Below are 20,304 nucleotides of genomic sequence, written 5' to 3'. Positions count from 1 at the left end.
CTAAGTACGGTTTCTAAAAAGCCCAGTAAAACTGGGCTTGATTTAGTCCGATTACAACAAAGTTAACAATGCCTGAACGGGATGCTTGGGCTTCGTTCCTTCAAAGCGTTTCACTTGGCTGCGGCAAGAATAGCCTGTAATCAAACATCTCTCGCTATCCAACTTATCTAAGCTTGGCTTCCAGCTTAAATTGTAAATGTCTTTCGACATCGACAACTTATCAACCTCATGACCAAACGTACCCGCCATACCACAACAACCAACAGGTACCGTATTCAAAACTGCACCAAAGTGAGCAAAAATAGCGCCCCACTCTTTTTCCGCATTTGGCATTTTGGTTTTTTCAGTACAGTGCGCAAACAGATACCAAGGTTCCTGCGCCTTATGCTCTCCGCTTTCAAACGCTTCTAGTCTTGGGTAAAGCCATTCGTGGGCTGTTAGTACATCGAAATTACCTCGCTTACTGCCAAGCACTTCAGCGTATTCATCTCGATAACACAGCACCAAAGCAGGATCGACGCCAACTAATGGAATATCCAGATCCGCTACCATCGCCAAGAACTTCGCTGTGTCGGCTGCTGTGTCCTTAAACTGACGTAAAAACCCTTTAATGTGTTGTGCTTTACCATTCGGCTTAAACGGCAGAAGCACCGGATTCATACCCAGCTTTTTCAATAACTTAACGAAGTCTTCAACGACATCAGCGTCGTAGTAACTAGTGAATGGGTCTTGAACAATTAAAACATGTTTGCTCTTTTCAGACGAAGACAAACCACTGAGCGCTTGCAGATCATAAGGCGTTGTCAGCGACTCTACTCGTTGTTTCAAGGTGGGTACTGATAACAACGGCGCATCGACATACCCGACCGTAGATGCCGTTAAACTTTTCACCCACGACTGCTTCAAAACACCATTTACGACACCTGGCGCTTTCGCCATCATCGGCAGCATAGTCTCAATGTTCGCAACCAGATAGTCTTTTGCAGGACGTTGGTAACGAGAGTGATAGATGTTTAAAAAGCGCGAGCGAAAGCTCGGAACATCGACTTTAATCGGACACTGACTCGCACACGCTTTACACGCCAAACAACCATTCATCGCTTCATACACTTCGTGAGAGAAGTCATACTCGTGACGACGATTGATAGAATGACGTACGCGGTCAATCATGGTTTTGATTGATGTTTTGTTTTCTAGTGTTTGCTTTTCTAAGTCAAGAATATCAATGCCTTGCTCAGTAAGCTGACGCAACCACTCGCGAACCAAACCCGCACGACCTTTCGGTGAATGACGACGATCGGCTGTTACTTTCATCGATGGACACATTGGCGAGCTGGTATCGTAGTTAAAACACAAACCGTTACCGTTACATTCCATCGCTTGTTTAAAGCTGTCACGTACTTGAACGTCAATCTGACGGTCATAGTAACCACGTTTGGTATCGGTAACTTTGACAAGCTCTGCATCACTATCCAGCGGTGTACAGATTTTGCCCGGGTTCATTTTGTTGTGTGGATCGAATGCCGCTTTCACACGTCTCAGTTCAGTAAACAACTCGTCGCCGAAAAACTCAGGGCCATATTCTGAACGGAAACCTTTGCCGTGTTCACCCCACATCAAACCGCCGTATTTCGCCACCAGCTTGACCACTTCATCAGAAACTTCGTGCATCAATGCTTCTTGGTGCGGGTCACACAAATCCAACGCAGGACGTACGTGAAGCACCCCAGCATCGACGTGACCAAACATGCCGTAATTCAGAGACTTGCTGTCTAACAGTTCTCGAAACTCTACAATGAAGTCCGCCAGGTTTTCTGGTGGCACACAGGTATCTTCAGCGAATGCGACCGGTTTAGCACGACCTTTTGCTGCGCCTAACAAACCCACCGCTTTTTTACGCATGTTGTAAATACGCCCAATGCTCGCTACATCGTTACAAACTTGGTAGCCGATAATGCCCGCTTCTTCTGTTTCCAACATGGTATCGAGCTTGGCGGTCAACGCTGCAACCTGAGCAGCAACTTCCTCTTCGTCCTGACCTGCGTATTCCACCATATTGATGCCAAGCATCTCTTTATTTGGAACATCGGTAAGTAAATCGCTCACGGTGTGCCAAACGATATCTTGCTTCGCGAGATTAAGCACTTTTGAGTCAACGGTTTCTACAGACAGCGCTTTCGCCTCTACCATAAACGGTGCATTACGCAGTGCAGAATCAAAGCTGTTGTATTTAACGTTAACCAACGTACGCGCTTTCGGAATTGGCGTCAGGTTCAGCTTTGCTTCGGTAATAAATGCCAATGAACCTTCCGCGCCGCAAAGTACTCGTGTGATATCGAAACGGTCACCGTCTTCATTCAAGGCATTTTTTAAATCGTAGCCCGTTAAAAATCGGTTAAGAGGAGGAAACTTATCTACGATCTGCTGGCGTTTTTCACGACATACGGATTCCGTTACACGTAGCGCCTTGGCAGCAAACTCGCCTTCTTTTGGGTAACCATGGGACAAGTCCGACTCTAAAATTGAACCATCAGCAAACACCGCTTGTAGCGACAAAACATGATCGGATGTTTTTCCGTATTTCAGAGAACCTTGACCAGAAGCATCGGTGTTGACCATGCCGCCAATCGTTGCACGGTTACTGGTAGATAAGTCTGGAGAGAAGAAGTAGCCATAAGGGCGAACAGCGTCATTTAACTGGTCTTTCACTACACCAGTTTGTACACGAACCCAGCCTTCTTTCTCATTAATCTCAAGCACTTTGTTCATGTGGCGAGACATATCCACCACAATACCTTTGGTTAGCGACTGACCATTGGTCCCTGTGCCGCCACCACGAGGTGAAAAGGTAATTCGTTCGTACTTTTCTTTATTGCTCAGTTTCCCGAGGAGAGAAACATCTTCTGTCGTTTTGGGATGAACGACAGACTGAGGAAGTTGCTGGTAAACACTGTTGTCAGTGGCAACCGCTAGTCGGCTTGAATATTGGCTTTCGATATCACCAGTGAATCCGGCGTGCTCAAGCTCTTTCAGAAAACTAAGAACAAGAGGATCGACATCAGTTTGCGAGTGTAATCTTGGTAACATTTGCTTCCTGCCCCTACGACGCTGATCCGATCAGCTGCGGGTTGTGTAATTATTTGCTCACTTCTCATACAAATTGGCGCTAAGCGAAAAAACACCACAAAAGAGTTAGTGAAGTAATATTCTTTGAATTTCGTCACTTTACAACATTTAAAAAGACGAGCAAATCAGAATCTCGATACAATAATTAAACTTATGCTTTATTTTTTCACGCTTGATGCCTACATTGGGGAACGAATCGCGTTTCTAGATGAGTTTTCAGAATGAAAAAAAATAAAATTGTGACCACTGAAGATATCCTTCTCAAACTTTGCCAGTCTGTTTCTGGCGTACTTACTTCGGCGACATCTTCTCAAGTAAATTATTCAGCAATGGTGCAAAAAATCCACAAGACTAGCCTCAAACCAGATTTTGGCTGTTTTGTTCTGTTTGATGGCGGATTTACCGGGCTAGTTGTGATTAATTTTACGGCAAAAGCCGCACTGGAGATCTACACCAACTACATGCGTAATATGGGCATGCCAGAAGAAGAACTGGCAATATCTCATACTTCTGACGAGGTAGGCGATGTTCTGGGTGAACTCATGAATCAACTGGTCGGAGACTTCACTAATAAAATTCGTAAAGACCTGCAAACGAACATCACACAAAACCAACCAAAAATGCTGGCGCTGAATAAGCAAGTTATCTTACAAGTTGATACCAACCTTGACCGCCCTCAAGCGCGCAGAGTGACGTTCTCCACCGAAAACAACAATATTTTCTATCTCGAACTAGCAATGGATAAAACTGAGTTCATCCAACTGGAAGAGTTTGAAGTTGCTGAAGACGAAAACCCAGACGACATTTTAGAGGCAACACGTAAACAGTTGGCTGAGAAAGAATCTAAATCGTCGGGATCAAACGATGATGCCGATGACTTGCTCAACCAGCTCGGGTTGTAATTCTAACGAATCTTAATGAAGAATGGCTTCTTAGACACAAGTACGACTTCATACTGATTACGACGAACTAAAACGCCAGCCTCGCTTAATGCGAGGCTTCTTTTTATGTGCTGAAATTATCTTCAGTCCCACCTTGTATTTCGTTTTTATGTCAAAAAAGGTAATATGTCTGACTTCATAAATTTTCTGCTTTCGTTACTGGTTGTCGATGGATAAACAAAAAGCTCTGAAAAAAATCGCCAAGTGCTTAGAACTGGGCAATTCCGCTAATGTTAATGAGGCTGCCAATGCTATCAAAATGGCACATCGCCTCATGCTTAAATATGGTCTCGATAAAGACGATATTGAGTTCATCAGAATGGGAAAAACACAATCTTCTCATCTGCTACCAGCGAACATCAGTTCTACCATATTGCGAGTGATTCGCGGCATTAACACAAAATTCGGTGTCGAAGCAGTATTGTTGAATCACAAAGGGCTCAAACGTGTCGAATTTATCGGTGAAGCAGATCGCGCTATTTTTGCTGCATTTGCTTTCGATATTGTTTATCGCGAGATGAACGAAAGTACCGGACAATTCCGAAACAGCTTTGCTGGCACCGGCACCTCTTCTCAGGAAGTGACTCGCCGTGTGAACTCATTTGTATCTGGCTGGGTGGAAGGCGCGATTGAAAAATTGCCAATTATTTCTCCAGATGAAGAGTCGGCCAATAAAATTAATGACTATATTGATAAAGAATTCCAAAACATTGACCGCGAAACGTTCAAGAAGCAATTGAAAGAAGCAATGAAAAACCTAACTGAAGACTACGAAGTGGGCTTAAAGAAAGGTAGAAAGGTTTCAGTTAACCGTGGAGTGGGCGGCGAACAAGCACGCAAAATGTTGGGCGATTCATCGAAATAGCCAGAATAGTAAAGGATTCACATAAGCAGCAATGACTTCGATGTCGATGGGGCTTACTTTGAGAGCTTTGGCAGTATTGGTAGGAATTTTCTTACAGAAACTCTTATCAATCTTACTTTCTCATAACAAATATTAATGCTTGTTTATTCATAATTCGCATCCCATTATGAGGCATGGTTTCGCCTCAGTTTTATACGGAGATTTTCCCTTGAAAAAGATGCCTATTGCACTAGCTCTAGTGCTAGCTCTTACTGGCTGTCAAGCCACTCAACGCCAAAATGCAACAACGGGTGAATACGAAACTAACTCCACCACGCAAGGCGCGCTTATTGGTGCGATCGCTGGCGCAGCAATCGGCCTAGCAACGGGTGATGATGCTAAAGAACGTCGTCAGCATGCACTCATTGGTGCAGCCGCAGGCGGAGCGACTGGCGCTGGCGCTGGTTACTACTTTGACCAACAAGAAGCGGAGTTACGTCGCGCTTTGCTAAACTCTGGCGTACAAGTTCAGCGTGTTGGTGAAAATCAGCTTTTACTGCGTATGGAAAACGGTATCGGCTTCTCTTCAAGCTCTTACCAGCTTGATGCTAGTATCCATAATACTCTACGCGGTGTTGCTCGCATCCTAGTTGAGTACCCAGATACCAGTCTCGTTATTGACGGTTACACGGATAGCACAGGTAGTGAGTCATACAACCAAACGTTGTCAGAGCGCCGTGCAGAGTCCGTACGTCAATTCCTAGTATCTCAAAACGTTGCACCTGGTCGTGCAATTGCACGCGGCTACGGCGAACGTAACCCAATTTGCTCAAACCAAACTTCTGAAGGTCGTGCGTGCAACCGTCGTGTTGAAATCCAGATCTTGCCACTGAAGTAATTTGGTTGCACCATAACGGTAATAATAAAAAATTACCGGAGCAGGCCTAACCATTATCGTTAGGCCTGACATATTAATGTCTGTCAAAACGTCTGCCCTACTCTGCTTATTTAGCCTCAGCTTTTCTGGTTACTCGCTTGCCTCTCAAGCTCCAATTGACCCCATCGAACAATATGAGTATGCACAGCAATTATTGGCATCACACAAAGCTGAAGCCTCACCAGAAACGCGTTACTGGCTAGAGCAATCCGCCAACCAAGGTTACCTCCCTGCGCAAAAACAGCTCGCGAACGACTTTGCTAAAGGGATAAATGGCGAAAAAAATGAAACACAAGCGTTATATTGGCTAACCTCTATCGCACTCAATGACCCAACCGATCGGGGCTTTCTTCTCGCTAACTTTATTCAGCGCAATCAAGATAAGGTCACAGCATCTCAATTGACTGAAGCTTTGTATCAAATGGCTTCTCAGCATAATCCAGCAGCAGAACAGGCTTATAATCAACTGTTAGAGCAGCGCTTCAACCAACTGCGAGCTAAACAAGTCTCGCAAATAAAGTCGCTCGATAAAAAGGCGGAGCAAGCACAGGAAGAGAAAAGCACAGTTGCAAACCCCAAAGTAGAACACTCGCCGTTTCTATGGCTGATTTGGCTAGCGGCGATACTCATCATCAGCAGCTTAAGTTTCCTCGTGATCAAAAATCTCAAGCAGAATAGAAAAGCGCGTGAAGCCAAAGGGGAAAGCCAAAATCAACGAATGGCGGAAAAAATAAAAGAGCTAGAGTTTACGAACAAGCAACTGAAGCGTCAGTTAGAGAAAGTATTCAGAGAATTTAAGAAATCCAAAACTCAGGCAGAAAACCATAAGCTAAGCGTCGCGTGTGCTATGTTTGGCTACACACCACAAACCATCCCTGATTTACAGGCAATCAAGCTACGCTATAGACAGTTATCAAAGCTTTATCATCCTGACACAAGGGGCAGTGAAGAAGAAATGAAGCGACTCAATCATGCCTTTAAGCTCGTCTCACAAAATGTTACAAAACAGTAAAAATAGGTCAGGATACTTTGGCTACCATGCTTTTATTCCCATATAATCAAACACCGCAATCGATCTCCCTCTCAAAGAAATTAACAGACATTTAACTTAAGTCGCGCTTTTATGCCATAATGCCCGGCGCAAAATAACACCTAACGACTCAAATTAATCTAGGTGGGGAGAAAATCAATGTTCACTGAAGAAGGCACCTGTGATTGGTGTAAAAAACCTAGTCTTGTAACTCGTCACGATTATTTAGATGGCAAGCACCACTACTCATGTAAAGCTTGTTACGATATGGCAAAAATCGACGTGCGCCTATTTAACCAAGGCGAATTGCAAATGCGCGAACGTTTGCAACGAGCGAGCTAAGCAAGACGGAATCAATGGAACTGATTTTCAAAAGCGCCTTTTATAAGGCGCTTTTTTGATCTCCCAAGCCTATTTCCAATCTCTATCTCGTATTCCCTCCTATCCTACATAGCATGTCGCATCGGTTATCAGCCCTCTTCCACTGTATACAAACCACTGTCCGTGAAAAACACCTGTATATACAGTAGTAAACCCCTGTATGTCTCTCGTCCAACTTTCTACTCACCTCACATTTTTAAATTGATGTTAGACATATCAGAAATAAAAAATAAACAAATAAATTCAATTACTTAAAGTAAAATTCTTTTATTTCCTTTTCAAAAAACCGCAAATAACTTTTGAGAAACTTGTTGATCAGGTCGCCAAAACAAACTACTGTATATGCATACAGCATGTATAAAGGAACAGTAAGATGCAGTTACAAAGTCAATCTCATACATACTCTCGTTACAACGTATTGGCACAAGCAACTAAGCCCATGGCCGTTTCGGATCAGCTTCTATCTAAGCTGGCTGTTTTATCGCAGCAGAAACAATGGATTTTGTTTACAGCAGACTGCCCTCGTCCAGACTTTGAACAACTCACTGCTTCTAATATTTGCTGTAAAAACGTTATTCAAATGAAGCCCTCTCAACAGCTTTCAGAAGTCGAGATCGTGATAAAAGCCATCCGATCAGGCAATGCCAGTGCTGTTGTCGCATCCAATAAAATTGCACTTATGAATCAATCTATGTTGCGCGACATGGCGCAGCGCTATCAGTGTGAAGTCTTTTTCGTCGAAGGCAGAGTTAATAAGTACCACTAATAAGTTCGACGTTATCCATCCTGCATCTCGCCTCCTTTTTAAGGGGGCTTTTTTTGTATTAAAGAAAATAGGCAAACGTTTGCTTTTTCTCTGGCGAGTTAAAATAGTTCTGGTATGATGCCCACATTCGATTTATTCAGCGCCCACATTTTGCTGAATATCTTCTCTTTCTGACGTTTGATTAAGATGATAGGAATGTCGCAATGAGCCTTGCTAATCAAGTACTTGCCGTCAATGACGACCTGCCAATTCGCACCCATAAACCCGTTCATAGTGGAAAAGTTCGTTCAGTTTACTGGTTAACTGATGAAGACAGCGCCCGACTGATCAAAGAAAAAGGATACAATGTCGCGCCAGATGCGCCTTTGGCTATCATGGTGATTAGCGACCGAATCTCTGCGTTCGATTGTATTTGGCATGCTGAAGGTGGTCTTAATGGTGTCCCGGGTAAAGGGGCTGCGCTTAATGCGATTTCTAATCACTGGTTCAAACTGTTCAAAGAAAATGGCTTAGCAGATAGCCATATTCTAGACATTCCTCACCCTTTTGTTTGGATTGTACAAAAAGCCAAACCGGTAAAAATCGAAGCCATCTGCCGCAAATACATCACGGGTTCGATGTGGCGCGCTTACGCAAATGGCGAGCGCGAGTTTTGTGGAATCCAACTTCCTGAAGGGTTAGAAAAAGACAAAGCACTGCCAGAGTTGCTAATGACCCCATCCACAAAAGGCATTCTAAAAGGCATTCCCGGTGTGCCAGAAGCGGATGACGTTAATATTACTCGTCAAAATATCGTAGACAACTACGAAGCATTTAACTTCTCAAGTGCGGACGATATCGCACTCTACGAAAAACTGCTGAAAGAAGGCTTTAACGTTATCAGCCAAGCATTAGAAGCAATTGACCAAATCTTTGTCGATACCAAATTCGAATTTGGTTATGTTCATGATGCTGCTGGCAATGAAAAGCTGATTTACATGGATGAAGTGGGTACACCAGACTCGTCTCGTATATGGGATGCTAAAGAGTACCAAGCAGGTCACATCGTAGAGAACTCAAAAGAAGTTTTCCGCCAGTTCCTACTTAACCACTTCCCTGACCCAGATATCTTGCTAAATAAAGAACGTATGCCAGAGCGTGAAGCACTCGCTCGTGATAATGCTTTACCCGTCGAATCTTTGATGGCGATTTCGAGCACCTACATTGGTATTGCCGAGAAGATTACAGGCAAGCCGATTCATTTGAGTGAGAATCCGAAAGCGGAAATCATCGAAGTTCTGAGCAAAGAATACGGATTGATTGACTAGCACTGTCGCTAGATTGCTAAATGCTTTCCAATAAAAAGTCCGCACTAGCTTGCGGACTTTTTTCGTATTAGGCTCAGTTTAGCCGATATTTAACGTAGTGCCATCTGTTGTAGAGGCTGACTTGGTCGTCACCTGATATGTTTTGTCTTTAATCGTTGATACGAAATACCAGGTCGCCTCTGCCTTGTCGGGCGTAAAAGTAACGCGCATAAAGCCACGCTGTTTGATGTCTGCCCACTGTAATTCTGACACTAAGTGCGGCAGCGTGTATTCCATTTGAGTGATCGCAACAGGGTCTAACGCGAGGTAGGCTTCTAACCCAGGGGAACTCACAGAGCTAGTCGCAAACTCTACCCCGATAGGATGCTTAGATACGTCTTTAAGCTCACTTGCCCATGCATTGTGCGTATCTCCTGCCAAACAGACAAAGTTACCACTGCTGGCTTTGGCCAGTTGATAAACGTTCTCTCGCTCAACGTAGTAACCATCCCATGCATCTAGGTTATATGGCAAAGCAATGGTATCTAAACTTGGGTCAGAGAGATAACCCGTAATCGCAGAGTTTACCGCTAATAACGCCTCTGTTTTTTGTTCTTCAGTGGCAGTAAACAATTGAAACATCGCGGTCATAACCGAACTTGGCAACTCCATACGAGACATTAACACTTGTTGCCCTAGCACATTCCAAGTTGCGTCGTGCGTACTGAACGCATCCATCAGCCAAGCGAGTTGGTCACCGCCTAACAGCTCTCGGTCTTGACTGCGCGACTGAGCAACTAAACCGCCAATCGCTTCCATCGTTGGTGAGCTGAGCGAGAAATAACCCAACGGTTTATCACGCCCCACAAGTCGCGTGTCGAGCATCATCAAATTGACTAAACTTCCAAACGAAAACTGACGGTAAATCAGCATGTTTGAGAAAGTGTTTTCACGAACGGGCAACCATTCTGTCCACGCGGCAGCCGCAGCTGCACGACGATCATTAAAGCTGCCTTCCTCTTCTTGATGGTTTTCCGCACCATTTTTCCAACTATCATTTGCAAGCTCATGGTCATCCCAGACTGCAATCATTGGTAGGCTCGCATGTAACGCTTGCAGATCAGCATCTTGGCGATATTGCGCATACCGTTTTCGGTAATCATCTAAGGTAATGCATTCAGTGCCTTTGCTTGGCTCTCGCCCTAGTGCCTCAGCATCTTCACTAGCGTAGCCACCAGCCCCATACTCATAAATGTAATCACCGAGATGAAGTACCACATCAAACGGTTCTTGCTCATGTTGATTTAAGATCTCTCGATACACATGGAAATAACCAGCAGGATAGTTTGCACAAGAAACAACGGCCATGGATGCCTTTTCTACACCACCCTCTGGTAATGTTTGAGTTTGCCCGACTTCGCTAGTGACATCTCCAACCATGAATCGATAGTAATAGTGAGAATTTGCGTTGAGGTTTTGAACATCAACTTTTACCGTAAAATCTCGGCTCGTATCTGTAGCGAAAGTGCCACTTTGCACGATATCAGTAAAATTTTCATTAGAAGAAACTTGCCAGCTTACATCTGCGTAGCTTGCTGAGGTCGTAACTCGAGTCCAAATGATTACTTGTGTTTGAGTAGGATCTCCACTCGCCACTCCGTGCTCAAAGGTAACCGCAGCAGATTCACTAGCATCGCTACCACAGCCCACCAGCCCGGTAACAATCGCCGTTGAAGAGGCAGCTTTCATAAAGTCTCGACGAGACAAAGACATATTGACTTCCTTTCTTATTGTGTTTGTTTTTATGCCCAAATGACGTGGTGACTCGATCATCCTTGTATGCCAATAAGGGACGTTAATTCGAACTTACAGTACCAACCACTTAGTCGGTAATTTGTCCTAAAAACACAAAGTTAGAAGCTAGTTATGACAATTGCATTTCCAAACGTTACATTTTTGTTAATTTAAGTGCAAATACTCTATATTCATCACATTTCCTAAGACCTGCGACAAAAACCTCAAAATAAAAAGCGACCTACTTTGAGGTCGCTTTTCATTGCACTATTGTTAAGTGGTACATCGATGAAGTGGAAATGTTCAGCCTAAAACTTGATGTTAAGGACATCTTGTTCTGACGTATCCACCTTCAACTGACTGCGAGATTCTATGTACTCGATTTGCTGAACATCGAGCGAATATGGCATAACGACTCGCAATTCATTGATCCCTTCATGTTTAGCTAGCTGGGTTAAGCGGACCAAATTGGATTCATCACTTTTACGAGAAGACATCGATTTTAATGCGGCATCCCACAACCGATCTTCAGGCTTGCTCAATTCCGCAATGTTCTGTTTCCACATCAAACCGAAAATAGGCGCGATGGTGGCAAATGCCTCTAAAAAGGTCCATTTCTTACTACCTGTCGCTCCTAAAAAGCTAGTGTAGTCGAATTCAATGCACGTCTTTCCTTGTTGATCCATTCTATGCCCCCGACACTCGAAAATGAGATATACCAAATATCGTTCAACTGTTTTGATATAGCAATGGGATATAAAACATTCGTCTTTTATGCCCTAATTTACATACAAAAGGAAATATTAAAACCAGCTTTGTAACAACTGATGTACAGCTTCGCCATATATAAGCATTCAATTGATTAATATTTCAATTAAGAAACTAAAAACAACACACAAGTAACGCTATCAATATGAAATAATTATAGATTCACCAAGAAAATATCAATTCTTGTCACAACGTCATCCGCCGACCTACTTCACATCAATCACTCGACTGGCCTTTTTATACTGTATCTTCCAACCAGCCCAGCGTGGCAGCTCCCAACGCTTCGGGTCTCCCTTACGGTTTCCCTCTCGATAAACGACCTGTACCAGCTTGCGAGACGCGTAATACTCAACATCCAGTTGGAGTTCTGGCAGCGAAAGTTCTAAAGGGTACTGCTCCGTGAAATCGTCGTATTCCCATTCTGGAACACCGTTAAATGTTAAGTCTTCCGGTTCAAATAACGCCATATCATCGACATTTTCAACGCCTAATGTTTCCAACTGATCCTTTAACCAGCTAGAAAATGTCAAGGAGGCCAAGTCGTTAACCTCTTCTCCTTCGACATTAAGGCCCAATGCGTTGTAGAGTTTCCAGTGTTGGATTTGTTGTTTTCTTTGAGAAGCAAAACCTGGTAACAGTGTCTCGTCTTCTATCATTTCGACAATAGACTGAACAGCAACATCACCTTGTAACGCTTGGTGTTCAGAACAGACTGTTCGCCCGGCGTAGACCAAATGCATTGTTGCTCTTGGCGTCTCTTCTTCATAATTCGTCTCACCTTGTCGCCACTCCCCAAATTCAAGTTCGCGTAACAACGTCAGCGGGATAGGCATCATAACCGATGCGAGGTTTAGTGTTTGCTTAACACCTCGTCCTGGCACGCTATGGCTATCTAGCACGATGGCCGCTTCTTCTTTATCAGGAAAGCGGCTGTTACGCCCAACCAGCATCTCGACTACGCCATTTCCTAGAGCATCCCTTCGACGAGCTCGTCGGACAAACACAAGCTCAGGGTGCAATGAGGCGATGGAGAAAAAGAGCGCTTCACGTTTATATCGAGAGGCAACGTCAAGTTCCGGCAATTCAAACACTTCTCGCATTTGTTTCGCTAAACCTAGTGCCTCTTCGAGCGCGCTAGCGTCAATGATAATGCCTGAGAGTTGCTCCCCTCGAACCAAACGGATCAGTAAAGAGGCATCACATCCGTATGGCTCCTCTTGAGATAGAAGCTCAGCAACTTCACCACTTTGTCGCTGATAGAGCTGCGCAGGCACAGATAAGGCGGCAGCCAAATCAATCATTGCTTCCTTCTCTGGCTTCGCTTGAATTCTGGTAACGAGATCGGCAAACAGTGCATCAATGGGTAGTGGATATACTTTTCTCCCGTGCTGCGTGACATTGCCATCCTCATCAATCGCTTCCATGGATAATAACGTCGAATGAGATGCCTCTAGCGACTTTTCTGGAATTGAGTCGAGAAAATCGAGTGTTGAGAGACGGTACCCACAACAAGCCGCTGCCAGCATGGGCTCGACGAGCTCTTCTCTGTGTAATTCTGGAGGCGTCACTAATTCTAAAGGCGCGTGCTCACCATATAGACGAATACAAGCCCCTTCGGTAACGCGACCTGCTCGCCCCATTCGCTGCGCGGCACTGGCCTTAGAAATGTTGGTTAATGTCAGTGCTGTACGTCCATTTCGTTGTACAGTTCTGCGCTCTAAACCACTATCGATTACCACACGGATGTTAGGAATGGTCAGAGAGGTTTCCGCGACGTTGGTTGCCAATACGACTTTCCGTTGCTTTTGTACCGTCAGCGCACGATGTCGTTCTTCATCACTGACCGAGGCATGAAGTTTAACCACCATGACATCACTGCTGCTTTGTAGCATCTGCGCGCATTGGGCGATCTCTTTACGTCCTGGGAGAAAAACAAGAATATCGCCATCTTCATCTTCCAGTGCTTCTTTTACCGCTCCGACAACCTCCTGTTCACATCCCTTTTTGTTCGGTAAATAGCGGCTGTCTGTGGAACGATGTGTCACCGTGACTGGAAAGCAACGTCCCTCCGAACGCAGACGCTTAGCATTCAGGTAACGAGAAAGCTTTTCGCCTTCTAAGGTAGCGGAAGTGACGATCAATCGATGTTGATTTTCTTGCTTCAAAATGGCGATTAATAGATCAATATCCCAGCGTCGCTCGTGAAATTCGTCCACTATCACGACATCAAAGTCTGCTAGCTTGTTTTCCGAAAACCAACGCAGTGCAACCCCCGGAGTCACAAATACAACTTCGGTTTTTTCATCAAAGTAGGCATGAAGCTTGATCGCGTAACCGACTTTGCGACCTATTGGCTCTCCAGATTGCTCCGCAAGAAATTCAGCCAGCGAGGTACAAGCAATTCGACGTGGTTCAATAACCAGAACGCGTCCGTGTTTTGCCGCCCACATGGGCAAGCGGGTAGATTTACCCGACCCAGTTTCGGCTTCCACCACAAGATGGTTAAGGTTTACATGATGGTCAAACTCGGCTTGCAGGCTGTCGATAGGTAGTTGAAACATAGAAATTGGATTTGATTTGATGATGCAAAACATTATACCCAAGTAAAAAAATCCTGCTTTAGGTATCTCTAAACAACCAATATTGCCGATATTTTCGTCGGTATCTGAATTTTTTTGCGACATTACATTGATGTGCATCAACGCATGTTTACAACTAAATAGTGAACCCGTTAAAATTTGGTGCGCATCCTTCAACCCTACATAAGGCACCCAATGAACAACGATAAACGCCCACTATATATTCCATATGCGGGTCCGGCTCTTTTAGCAACCCCTCTTTTGAACAAAGGCAGTGCATTCTCTGCTGAAGAACGTAGTTCATTCAACTTAGAAGGTCTGCTTCCAGAGTCGACCGAAACTATCCAAGAGCAGGTGGAACGTGCCTACCAGCAATACAAAAGTTTCGAAAGCGATATGGATAAGCACATTTATCTGCGTAACATCCAAGACACCAACGAAACATTGTATTACCGCCTAGTGCAAAATCACATTTCTGAGATGATGCCTATCATCTACACGCCGACTGTTGGCGCAGCATGTGAAAACTTCTCTAACATTTACCGTCGTGGTCGCGGTCTGTTCATTTCATACCCGAACCGTGACCGTATTGACGACTTGCTGAACAACGCAGCAAACCACAACGTTAAAGTGATTGTTGTGACAGATGGCGAACGTATCCTTGGCTTGGGTGACCAAGGTATCGGCGGCATGGGTATTCCAATCGGTAAACTGTCACTATATACCGCGTGTGGTGGTATCAGCCCTGCTTACACGCTACCAATCGTTCTTGATGTGGGTACCAATAACCCGCAACGCTTAGCTGATCCGATGTACATGGGTTGGCGTCATCCTCGTATTACGGGTGCAGAATACGATGCATTTGTAGAAGAGTTTATCCAAGCGGTACAGCGCCGTTGGCCTGATGCTTTGATCCAGTTCGAAGACTTTGCTCAGAAAAATGCGATGCCTCTTCTAGAGCGTTACAAAGACCGCGTGTGTTGTTTCAATGATGATATTCAGGGTACTGCTGCTGTTACTGTTGGCTCTCTACTTGCAGCTTGTAAAGCAGCAGGAACTCAGCTTTCTAAACAACGTATTACCTTCCTAGGCGCAGGGTCTGCTGGTTGTGGTATCGCAGAAGCGATCATCGCACAAATGGTATCGGAAGGAATTTCTGACGAGCAAGCTCGCTCACAAGTTTACATGGTTGACCGTTGGGGTCTGTTACAAGAAGGCATGCCTAACCTTCTTGATTTCCAACAACGCTTGGTGCAAAAGCATACCAATACGAAAGAGTGGGAAAATGAAGGAAATGGCTTCTCACTACTCGATGTAATGCGTAACGCGAAGCCAACGGTACTAATTGGTGTTTCTGGTGCTCCTGGCCTATTTAGCCAAGAAGTCATCGAAGAAATGCATAAACACTGTAAGCGTCCGATTGTCTTCCCACTGTCGAACCCAACAAGCCGCGTGGAAGCGACACCGAACGACATCATTCGTTGGACAAATGGTGAAGCACTGGTTGCAACAGGTAGCCCATTTGAGCCAGTGGTTCATGAAGGTCGCACTTACCCTATTGCACAATGTAACAACAGCTACATCTTCCCAGGCATCGGCCTTGGTGTACTTGCTGTCAATGCAAAACGTGTCACTGACGAGATGCTAATGGAATCAAGTCGCGCGCTAGCAACATGTTCTCCTCTAGCAATCAATGGTCGTGGTGCACTACTTCCACCACTGGAAGAGATCCACTTAGTGTCGAAAAAAATCGCATTTGCCGTTGGTAAAAAGGCAATTGAACAAGGTGTCGCATTAGAAATTACTGATGAAGCATTGAACGTGGCAATTGAACAGTCGTTCTGGCAACCTGTTTACCGCCGCTACAAACGCACTGCGTTCTAAGCTTGAGACAATTCGTTTAATAATTAGCCCCTACCATGTAGGGGCTTTTATTTTTTTATCATCCTAACCAGATTTTGGCATAAATGGGCTTCTCTCTTTTTGTTTCTATCAGATATGATGAGAACTACATTTTTAGTTAAGGATATAAAACGTTTTGTTGTTTTCTCGCATAAGATCAAAGTGGAAGCTGAAATTTTCCTGGAAGCGATTTGCTTTGATTTTGTCGATCTCTGCACTTAGTCTGCTTGTTTCTGTTATTGCCATCGACCGATGGGTGGTTTTACAAGCCAAAGAGAGCATTTTCACTGAATACGAGCAAATCCCTCAACATGAGGTTGCCGTAGTTCTTGGTACCAGTAAGTACATCGGAAAGATCCTCAACACTTACTACACTCATCGCATTAATGCGGCGATTGAGCTTTACAACCAAGGCAAAGTAAAACAGTTTTTATTGAGTGGTGATAACGCCCACCGTTCATACAACGAACCGTGGACAATGAAACGCGACTTACTTAAAGCAGGCGTGCCTGAAGAAGTGATTCACCTTGATTATGCTGGCTTTCGTACCTTAGATTCGATTGTACGAGCGAAAAAAATTTTTGCTTCGGAGCGATTTCTGATTGTGACTCAGCGCTTTCACTGTGAACGCGCACTGTTCATCGCTGATGCTTACAGCATTGATGCACAGTGTCTCGCGGTAGCAGGGCCGACGGCCAACAAGCAAAAAACATCGATGCGTGTTCGAGAACTGCTAGCCCGTGTGAAAGCGTTTTTAGACCTGTACATTATCAATACGCAGCCTAAGTTTCTTGGCCCTCAAGAACCTATCGTTGCAGTAAAAGAGCCAAATAAAGCAGCTAACGAGCCTCTTCAAGTCCCCGTCGAATAGAGGAATAACGTGGCTCACAAGCCTAGTAACATTTCTATAAAACAAATGGGTAGTTTTCTACCCATTTCCAATTCTCAACATCACACTTTCTAATTTGCTCTACGATTCAGGCAAAACTCTTTTTCGCATTCAAAGTAACATTTCATCAATAAATAACTACAAGTCAGTTACTTTGCCATAAAAAAACCGACAAAAGGCAATGCAAAAGGAGCACTACCCATGACCGCACTCGCTGTGACATTGAAGAATTGGTTCTTCACTCGCAACAGCATGATTTTGAACGCGAATATCCTATTGTTCATTATCTTGTTTAATACCTTACCCTTTGAACCACAAGTAGTAACCGGCCTGAGCATCTTAGTTTTTGTTGCTATTCTGTGGCTAACCGAAGCGATTCACGTCAGCATTACTGCGCTGCTCATACCACTACTTGCGGTATTTTTGGGTGTGTTCAACACTCAAGCCGCACTGAATAACTTTTCCAACTCCATCATTTTTCTATTTTTGGGTGGTTTTGCACTAGCTGCGGCTCTACATAAACAAAAGTTAGATCAAGCTATTGCAGATAAAGTACTATTGCTGGCAAGAGGAAAAATGTCTGTCGCTGTATTCATGCTATTTGGTGTGAGTGCTGGCCTGTCAATGTGGATTTCAAACACCGCCACCGCCGCGATGATGTTACCGCTTGTGCTGGGTGTGATGACAAAGCTAGACGCCAAGAAAAACCACAACACCTTTTTGTTTGTTCTACTCGGCATCGCTTACAGTGCTTCAATTGGTGGTATTGCAACACTGGTTGGTAGCCCACCAAACGCAATTGCAGCAGCTGAAGTTGGCCTTAGCTTCACTGAATGGATGAAGTTTGGTGTACCTATTTCCCTAGTATTAATGCCACTCGCTATCCTCGTATTGTACACGATGACTAAGCCTGACCTTAGCCACAAGTTTGACCTTGACCATCAACCAGTCGAATGGACAAACGGCAAAATGATTACGTTGGCGATTTTCTTACTGACCGTGACGTTGTGGATATTCAGTAAGCCTATTAACGCTATGCTGGGTGGCTTCGCGAAGTTCGATACTCTTGTAGCTATTGGCGCCATCCTTCTACTTGGTGCTTCTCGCGCCGTCGAGTGGAAAGATATTGAGAAAACAACCGACTGGGGTGTGTTAATCCTATTTGGTGGTGGTATCTGTCTGAGTAACGTCCTAAAAGCAACCGGAACAAGCGTATTTTTGGCTCATAGCTTGTCAGGCTTCCTTGAGCAAGCCGGTATTCTCTTAACGATTCTTGCAGTGGTTGCTTTTGTTGTCTTCTTAACTGAGTTTGCGAGTAACACCGCCAGTGCTGCGCTACTTGTCCCTGTATTTGCGACCATTGCAGAAGCCTTAGGCATGTCTCCGGTTATTCTCTCTGCACTGATTGCCGTCGCTGCATCTTGTGCATTTATGTTACCTGTTGCAACACCTCCAAACGCGATTGTGTTCGGTACGGGTCATATCAAGCAAAAAGAAATGATGCGAATTGGTTTCGTATTAAACATTGCCTGTATTGCTGCACTAACGCTTTTCGCTTGGTTGTTCTGGTAAAAATAGCAAGTTCGATTAGCACTACACTGCTGCTCACGGTAATCGTATCGATAACCCAAACTTCCCCCCTAAGTGGTGTTCAGCAGTTTCCCTCTTGGTGGCCAGTTGGCCACCTTTTTTCTTTCCTTTTAGTGAACGGCTATCAGGCTTGCTTCTTTTCGCAAGCAAGTAAACCATAATGAGCTTCCACTCGGTTGCGACCATTGCGCTTCGCCTGATACAGCACTTCGTCAGCTCTCGCCATGGTTTCTGAGACGCGTTCATTCTGCATTTGGGCAACGCCAATACTGCAAGTTAATGATTCACCGTGCACCCACAAATGATCCTCCACATTTTTGCGAATCATTTCTGCCTTCTCTAACGCTTGTTCAATATTGGTATCAGGGCAAAATACGACAAACTCTTCGCCGCCCCAACGAACGAGTCGATCGTCTGAGTAAATAGAAGTCGCTACCACCATGACAAATTCGCGCAATATGTCATCCCCCATTTGGTGCCCAAATTTGTCGTTCACCTTTTTAAACTTATCCAAGTCCAAATAGAGAATACTGAAGGTGTTATGCCCCCAGCGAACCTGACGAGATTGTTGTTCCAGCCAGTGTTGCACAGCATATCGGTTCATCGCGCCCGTCAAAGCATCTCGATGCGCTAGCTCTGCAAACTCATAGTTTTGAGCTCGCAAAGTATCATTCACCTTTTCCAAATGACGGTGACGCTTTTGCGCTTTTTCATAAGCCACTCTATTTTTTCGTAACTCATGCAGTGAAAAAGCCAGTCCAAGCGCCATCCAAGAGAGTAATAATGCATACAACAATGTTTCTTGCGCAAGGTAAGCGCCTTCAAACTCAATTTTATCAATCACAATTCTATGTTTACCAAGTGCCGCACCAGACCCAGTTGCAATATCAATACGTGTGATGTTTGAAAATTAAGGTGCAGAGTGCTCAATCGCGACTCCGTTATCTGCTAACCACCAGGTCATCACCTGAAGATTTTTAATCGGAATTTCGACAATATCGCTCGAACCCGACGGAGAAAACTGCATGCCATTATATTTAATGGTGTACTCGTCGTCCGGCTTGGAATACTCAGAATTATAATTGCGAAGATACAAACGTAGGTCGTGGCTAGGGTTAGCCCCTATTCCTGCCTCTTCATATCGCACCTTCAATCGAATCGTATGGTAGTTGGAAAGGTCAATACCCTGTGTTGGCGTTGCTGAATCGGTATAAACCGAGATTCCGCAGTAAGGCCAAGCATACGAGCTCTGCTTTAGTTCACAGCTAAGAACTAGGCTTTGCCGATCGTATGTGATATCAGCCTCACTCACACCTCCTTCACTGGCATCTTTAGTTGCATAGATATTGAAATGCTCAGGTGTAATGGTCAGCTTTCGCGTATCGCCAAGCACACTATAAAGGGCAACCAAACTGATAGTGCAAATAGAAAGAGCAAAGATAAAGTTATGGATCCACTTCATGGGCAAGTG

At 44.5% G+C, this 20,304-nt stretch carries 14 protein-coding genes and 1 pseudogene; 10 read left to right on the top strand and 5 right to left on the bottom strand.

What is annotated here, in order from left to right; all coding sequences use genetic code 11:
- Positions 1 to 51 precede the first annotated feature (51 nt).
- On the bottom strand, positions 52 to 3,087 hold the full coding sequence (locus R7Q41_RS04740) for an FAD-binding and (Fe-S)-binding domain-containing protein (RefSeq protein ID WP_064368092.1): 3,036 nt from the start codon (positions 3,085 to 3,087) through the stop codon (positions 52 to 54).
- Between the two features lie 260 nt (positions 3,088 to 3,347).
- On the opposite strand from R7Q41_RS04740, the gene R7Q41_RS04735 reads away from it, so the two are divergent.
- From R7Q41_RS04735 to R7Q41_RS04705, 7 genes are all read left to right on the top strand, one after another.
- Complete coding sequence (locus tag R7Q41_RS04735) at positions 3,348 to 4,028, top strand: DUF3334 family protein (RefSeq protein ID WP_005388843.1); 681 nt, start codon at positions 3,348 to 3,350, stop codon at positions 4,026 to 4,028.
- 208 nt (positions 4,029 to 4,236) lie between these two features.
- A complete protein-coding gene (locus R7Q41_RS04730) occupies positions 4,237 to 4,932 on the top strand; it encodes a DUF2786 domain-containing protein (RefSeq protein ID WP_005377954.1) in 696 nt (231 codons plus the stop codon).
- A gap of 217 nt (positions 4,933 to 5,149) precedes the next feature.
- On the top strand, positions 5,150 to 5,809 hold the full coding sequence (locus tag R7Q41_RS04725; RefSeq protein WP_318108109.1) for an OmpA family protein: 660 nt from the start codon (positions 5,150 to 5,152) through the stop codon (positions 5,807 to 5,809).
- 76 nt (positions 5,810 to 5,885) lie between these two features.
- Positions 5,886 to 6,860, top strand: a complete 975-nt coding sequence (locus R7Q41_RS04720) for a J domain-containing protein (protein ID WP_318144379.1) — start codon at positions 5,886 to 5,888, stop codon at positions 6,858 to 6,860.
- Between the two features lie 177 nt (positions 6,861 to 7,037).
- On the top strand, positions 7,038 to 7,220 hold the full coding sequence (locus R7Q41_RS04715) for a hypothetical protein (RefSeq protein WP_005377960.1): 183 nt from the start codon (positions 7,038 to 7,040) through the stop codon (positions 7,218 to 7,220).
- Between the two features lie 412 nt (positions 7,221 to 7,632).
- Positions 7,633 to 8,025, top strand: a complete 393-nt coding sequence (locus R7Q41_RS04710) for a SulA-like leucine-rich domain-containing protein (protein WP_005377962.1) — start codon at positions 7,633 to 7,635, stop codon at positions 8,023 to 8,025.
- 203 nt (positions 8,026 to 8,228) lie between these two features.
- Complete coding sequence (locus R7Q41_RS04705) at positions 8,229 to 9,332, top strand: phosphoribosylaminoimidazolesuccinocarboxamide synthase (RefSeq protein ID WP_318144378.1); 1,104 nt, start codon at positions 8,229 to 8,231, stop codon at positions 9,330 to 9,332.
- Between the two features lie 78 nt (positions 9,333 to 9,410).
- Here R7Q41_RS04705 and R7Q41_RS04700 read toward each other — a convergent pair whose 3' ends face one another.
- The 3 genes from R7Q41_RS04700 to R7Q41_RS04690 form a co-directional block, all read right to left on the bottom strand.
- A complete protein-coding gene (locus R7Q41_RS04700; protein WP_318107997.1) occupies positions 9,411 to 11,084 on the bottom strand; it encodes an alkaline phosphatase D family protein in 1,674 nt (557 codons plus the stop codon).
- A gap of 329 nt (positions 11,085 to 11,413) precedes the next feature.
- On the bottom strand, positions 11,414 to 11,791 hold the full coding sequence (locus R7Q41_RS04695; RefSeq protein ID WP_005377965.1) for a hypothetical protein: 378 nt from the start codon (positions 11,789 to 11,791) through the stop codon (positions 11,414 to 11,416).
- A gap of 288 nt (positions 11,792 to 12,079) precedes the next feature.
- The gene (locus tag R7Q41_RS04690; protein WP_318107995.1) at positions 12,080 to 14,434 is read right to left on the bottom strand and encodes a helicase-related protein; all 2,355 of its coding nucleotides are present in this window, start codon (positions 14,432 to 14,434) and stop codon (positions 12,080 to 12,082) included.
- Positions 14,435 to 14,647: 213 nt separating this feature from the next.
- Between R7Q41_RS04690 and R7Q41_RS04685 the strand changes: the two genes are divergently transcribed.
- The 3 genes from R7Q41_RS04685 (at position 14,648) to R7Q41_RS04675 (ending at position 18,815) form a co-directional block, all read left to right on the top strand.
- Entirely contained in the window at positions 14,648 to 16,336 is a 1,689-nt protein-coding gene (locus R7Q41_RS04685; RefSeq protein ID WP_005377977.1) for an NAD-dependent malic enzyme, read from the top strand.
- A 154-nt stretch (positions 16,337 to 16,490) separates the two neighbouring features.
- Positions 16,491 to 17,225, top strand: coding sequence for a vancomycin high temperature exclusion protein (locus R7Q41_RS04680; RefSeq protein WP_005388862.1), 735 nt, complete (start codon positions 16,491 to 16,493; stop codon positions 17,223 to 17,225).
- A 219-nt stretch (positions 17,226 to 17,444) separates the two neighbouring features.
- Positions 17,445 to 18,815: a DASS family sodium-coupled anion symporter gene (locus R7Q41_RS04675; RefSeq protein ID WP_318107993.1), complete on the top strand. Its 1,371-nt coding sequence runs from the start codon at positions 17,445 to 17,447 to the stop codon at positions 18,813 to 18,815.
- Between the two features lie 142 nt (positions 18,816 to 18,957).
- On the opposite strand, the pseudogene R7Q41_RS04670 reads toward R7Q41_RS04675, so the two are convergent.
- Positions 18,958 to 20,295 (bottom strand): annotated as a pseudogene (locus R7Q41_RS04670) (GGDEF domain-containing protein).
- Positions 20,296 to 20,304: the final 9 nt, after the last annotated feature.

The sequence above is a fragment of the Vibrio sp. 2096 genome (genome assembly GCF_033339595.1).
Lineage (GTDB): Bacteria > Pseudomonadota > Gammaproteobacteria > Enterobacterales > Vibrionaceae > Vibrio > Vibrio alginolyticus.
Note: the sequence above shows the minus strand (reverse complement) of the source record. Positions and strands in the feature narration are given on the sequence as shown.

Excerpts from the sequence above, each read along its gene's own strand:
- R7Q41_RS04740 (WP_064368092.1), bottom strand. The coding sequence starts at position 3,087 with ATGTTACCAAGATTACACTCGCAAACTGATGTCGATCCTCTTGTTCTT.
- R7Q41_RS04720 (WP_318144379.1), top strand. The coding sequence starts at position 5,886 with ATGTCTGTCAAAACGTCTGCCCTACTCTGCTTATTTAGCCTCAGCTTT.
- R7Q41_RS04730 (WP_005377954.1), top strand. The coding sequence starts at position 4,237 with ATGGATAAACAAAAAGCTCTGAAAAAAATCGCCAAGTGCTTAGAACTG.
- R7Q41_RS04690 (WP_318107995.1), bottom strand. The coding sequence starts at position 14,434 with ATGTTTCAACTACCTATCGACAGCCTGCAAGCCGAGTTTGACCATCAT.
- R7Q41_RS04675 (WP_318107993.1), top strand. The coding sequence starts at position 17,445 with ATGACCGCACTCGCTGTGACATTGAAGAATTGGTTCTTCACTCGCAAC.
- R7Q41_RS04685 (WP_005377977.1), top strand. The coding sequence starts at position 14,648 with ATGAACAACGATAAACGCCCACTATATATTCCATATGCGGGTCCGGCT.
- R7Q41_RS04710 (WP_005377962.1), top strand. The coding sequence starts at position 7,633 with ATGCAGTTACAAAGTCAATCTCATACATACTCTCGTTACAACGTATTG.
- R7Q41_RS04705 (WP_318144378.1), top strand. The coding sequence starts at position 8,229 with ATGAGCCTTGCTAATCAAGTACTTGCCGTCAATGACGACCTGCCAATT.
- R7Q41_RS04695 (WP_005377965.1), bottom strand. The coding sequence starts at position 11,791 with ATGGATCAACAAGGAAAGACGTGCATTGAATTCGACTACACTAGCTTT.
- R7Q41_RS04715 (WP_005377960.1), top strand. The coding sequence starts at position 7,038 with ATGTTCACTGAAGAAGGCACCTGTGATTGGTGTAAAAAACCTAGTCTT.
- R7Q41_RS04725 (WP_318108109.1), top strand. The coding sequence starts at position 5,150 with ATGCCTATTGCACTAGCTCTAGTGCTAGCTCTTACTGGCTGTCAAGCC.
- R7Q41_RS04700 (WP_318107997.1), bottom strand. The coding sequence starts at position 11,084 with ATGTCTTTGTCTCGTCGAGACTTTATGAAAGCTGCCTCTTCAACGGCG.
- R7Q41_RS04735 (WP_005388843.1), top strand. The coding sequence starts at position 3,348 with ATGAAAAAAAATAAAATTGTGACCACTGAAGATATCCTTCTCAAACTT.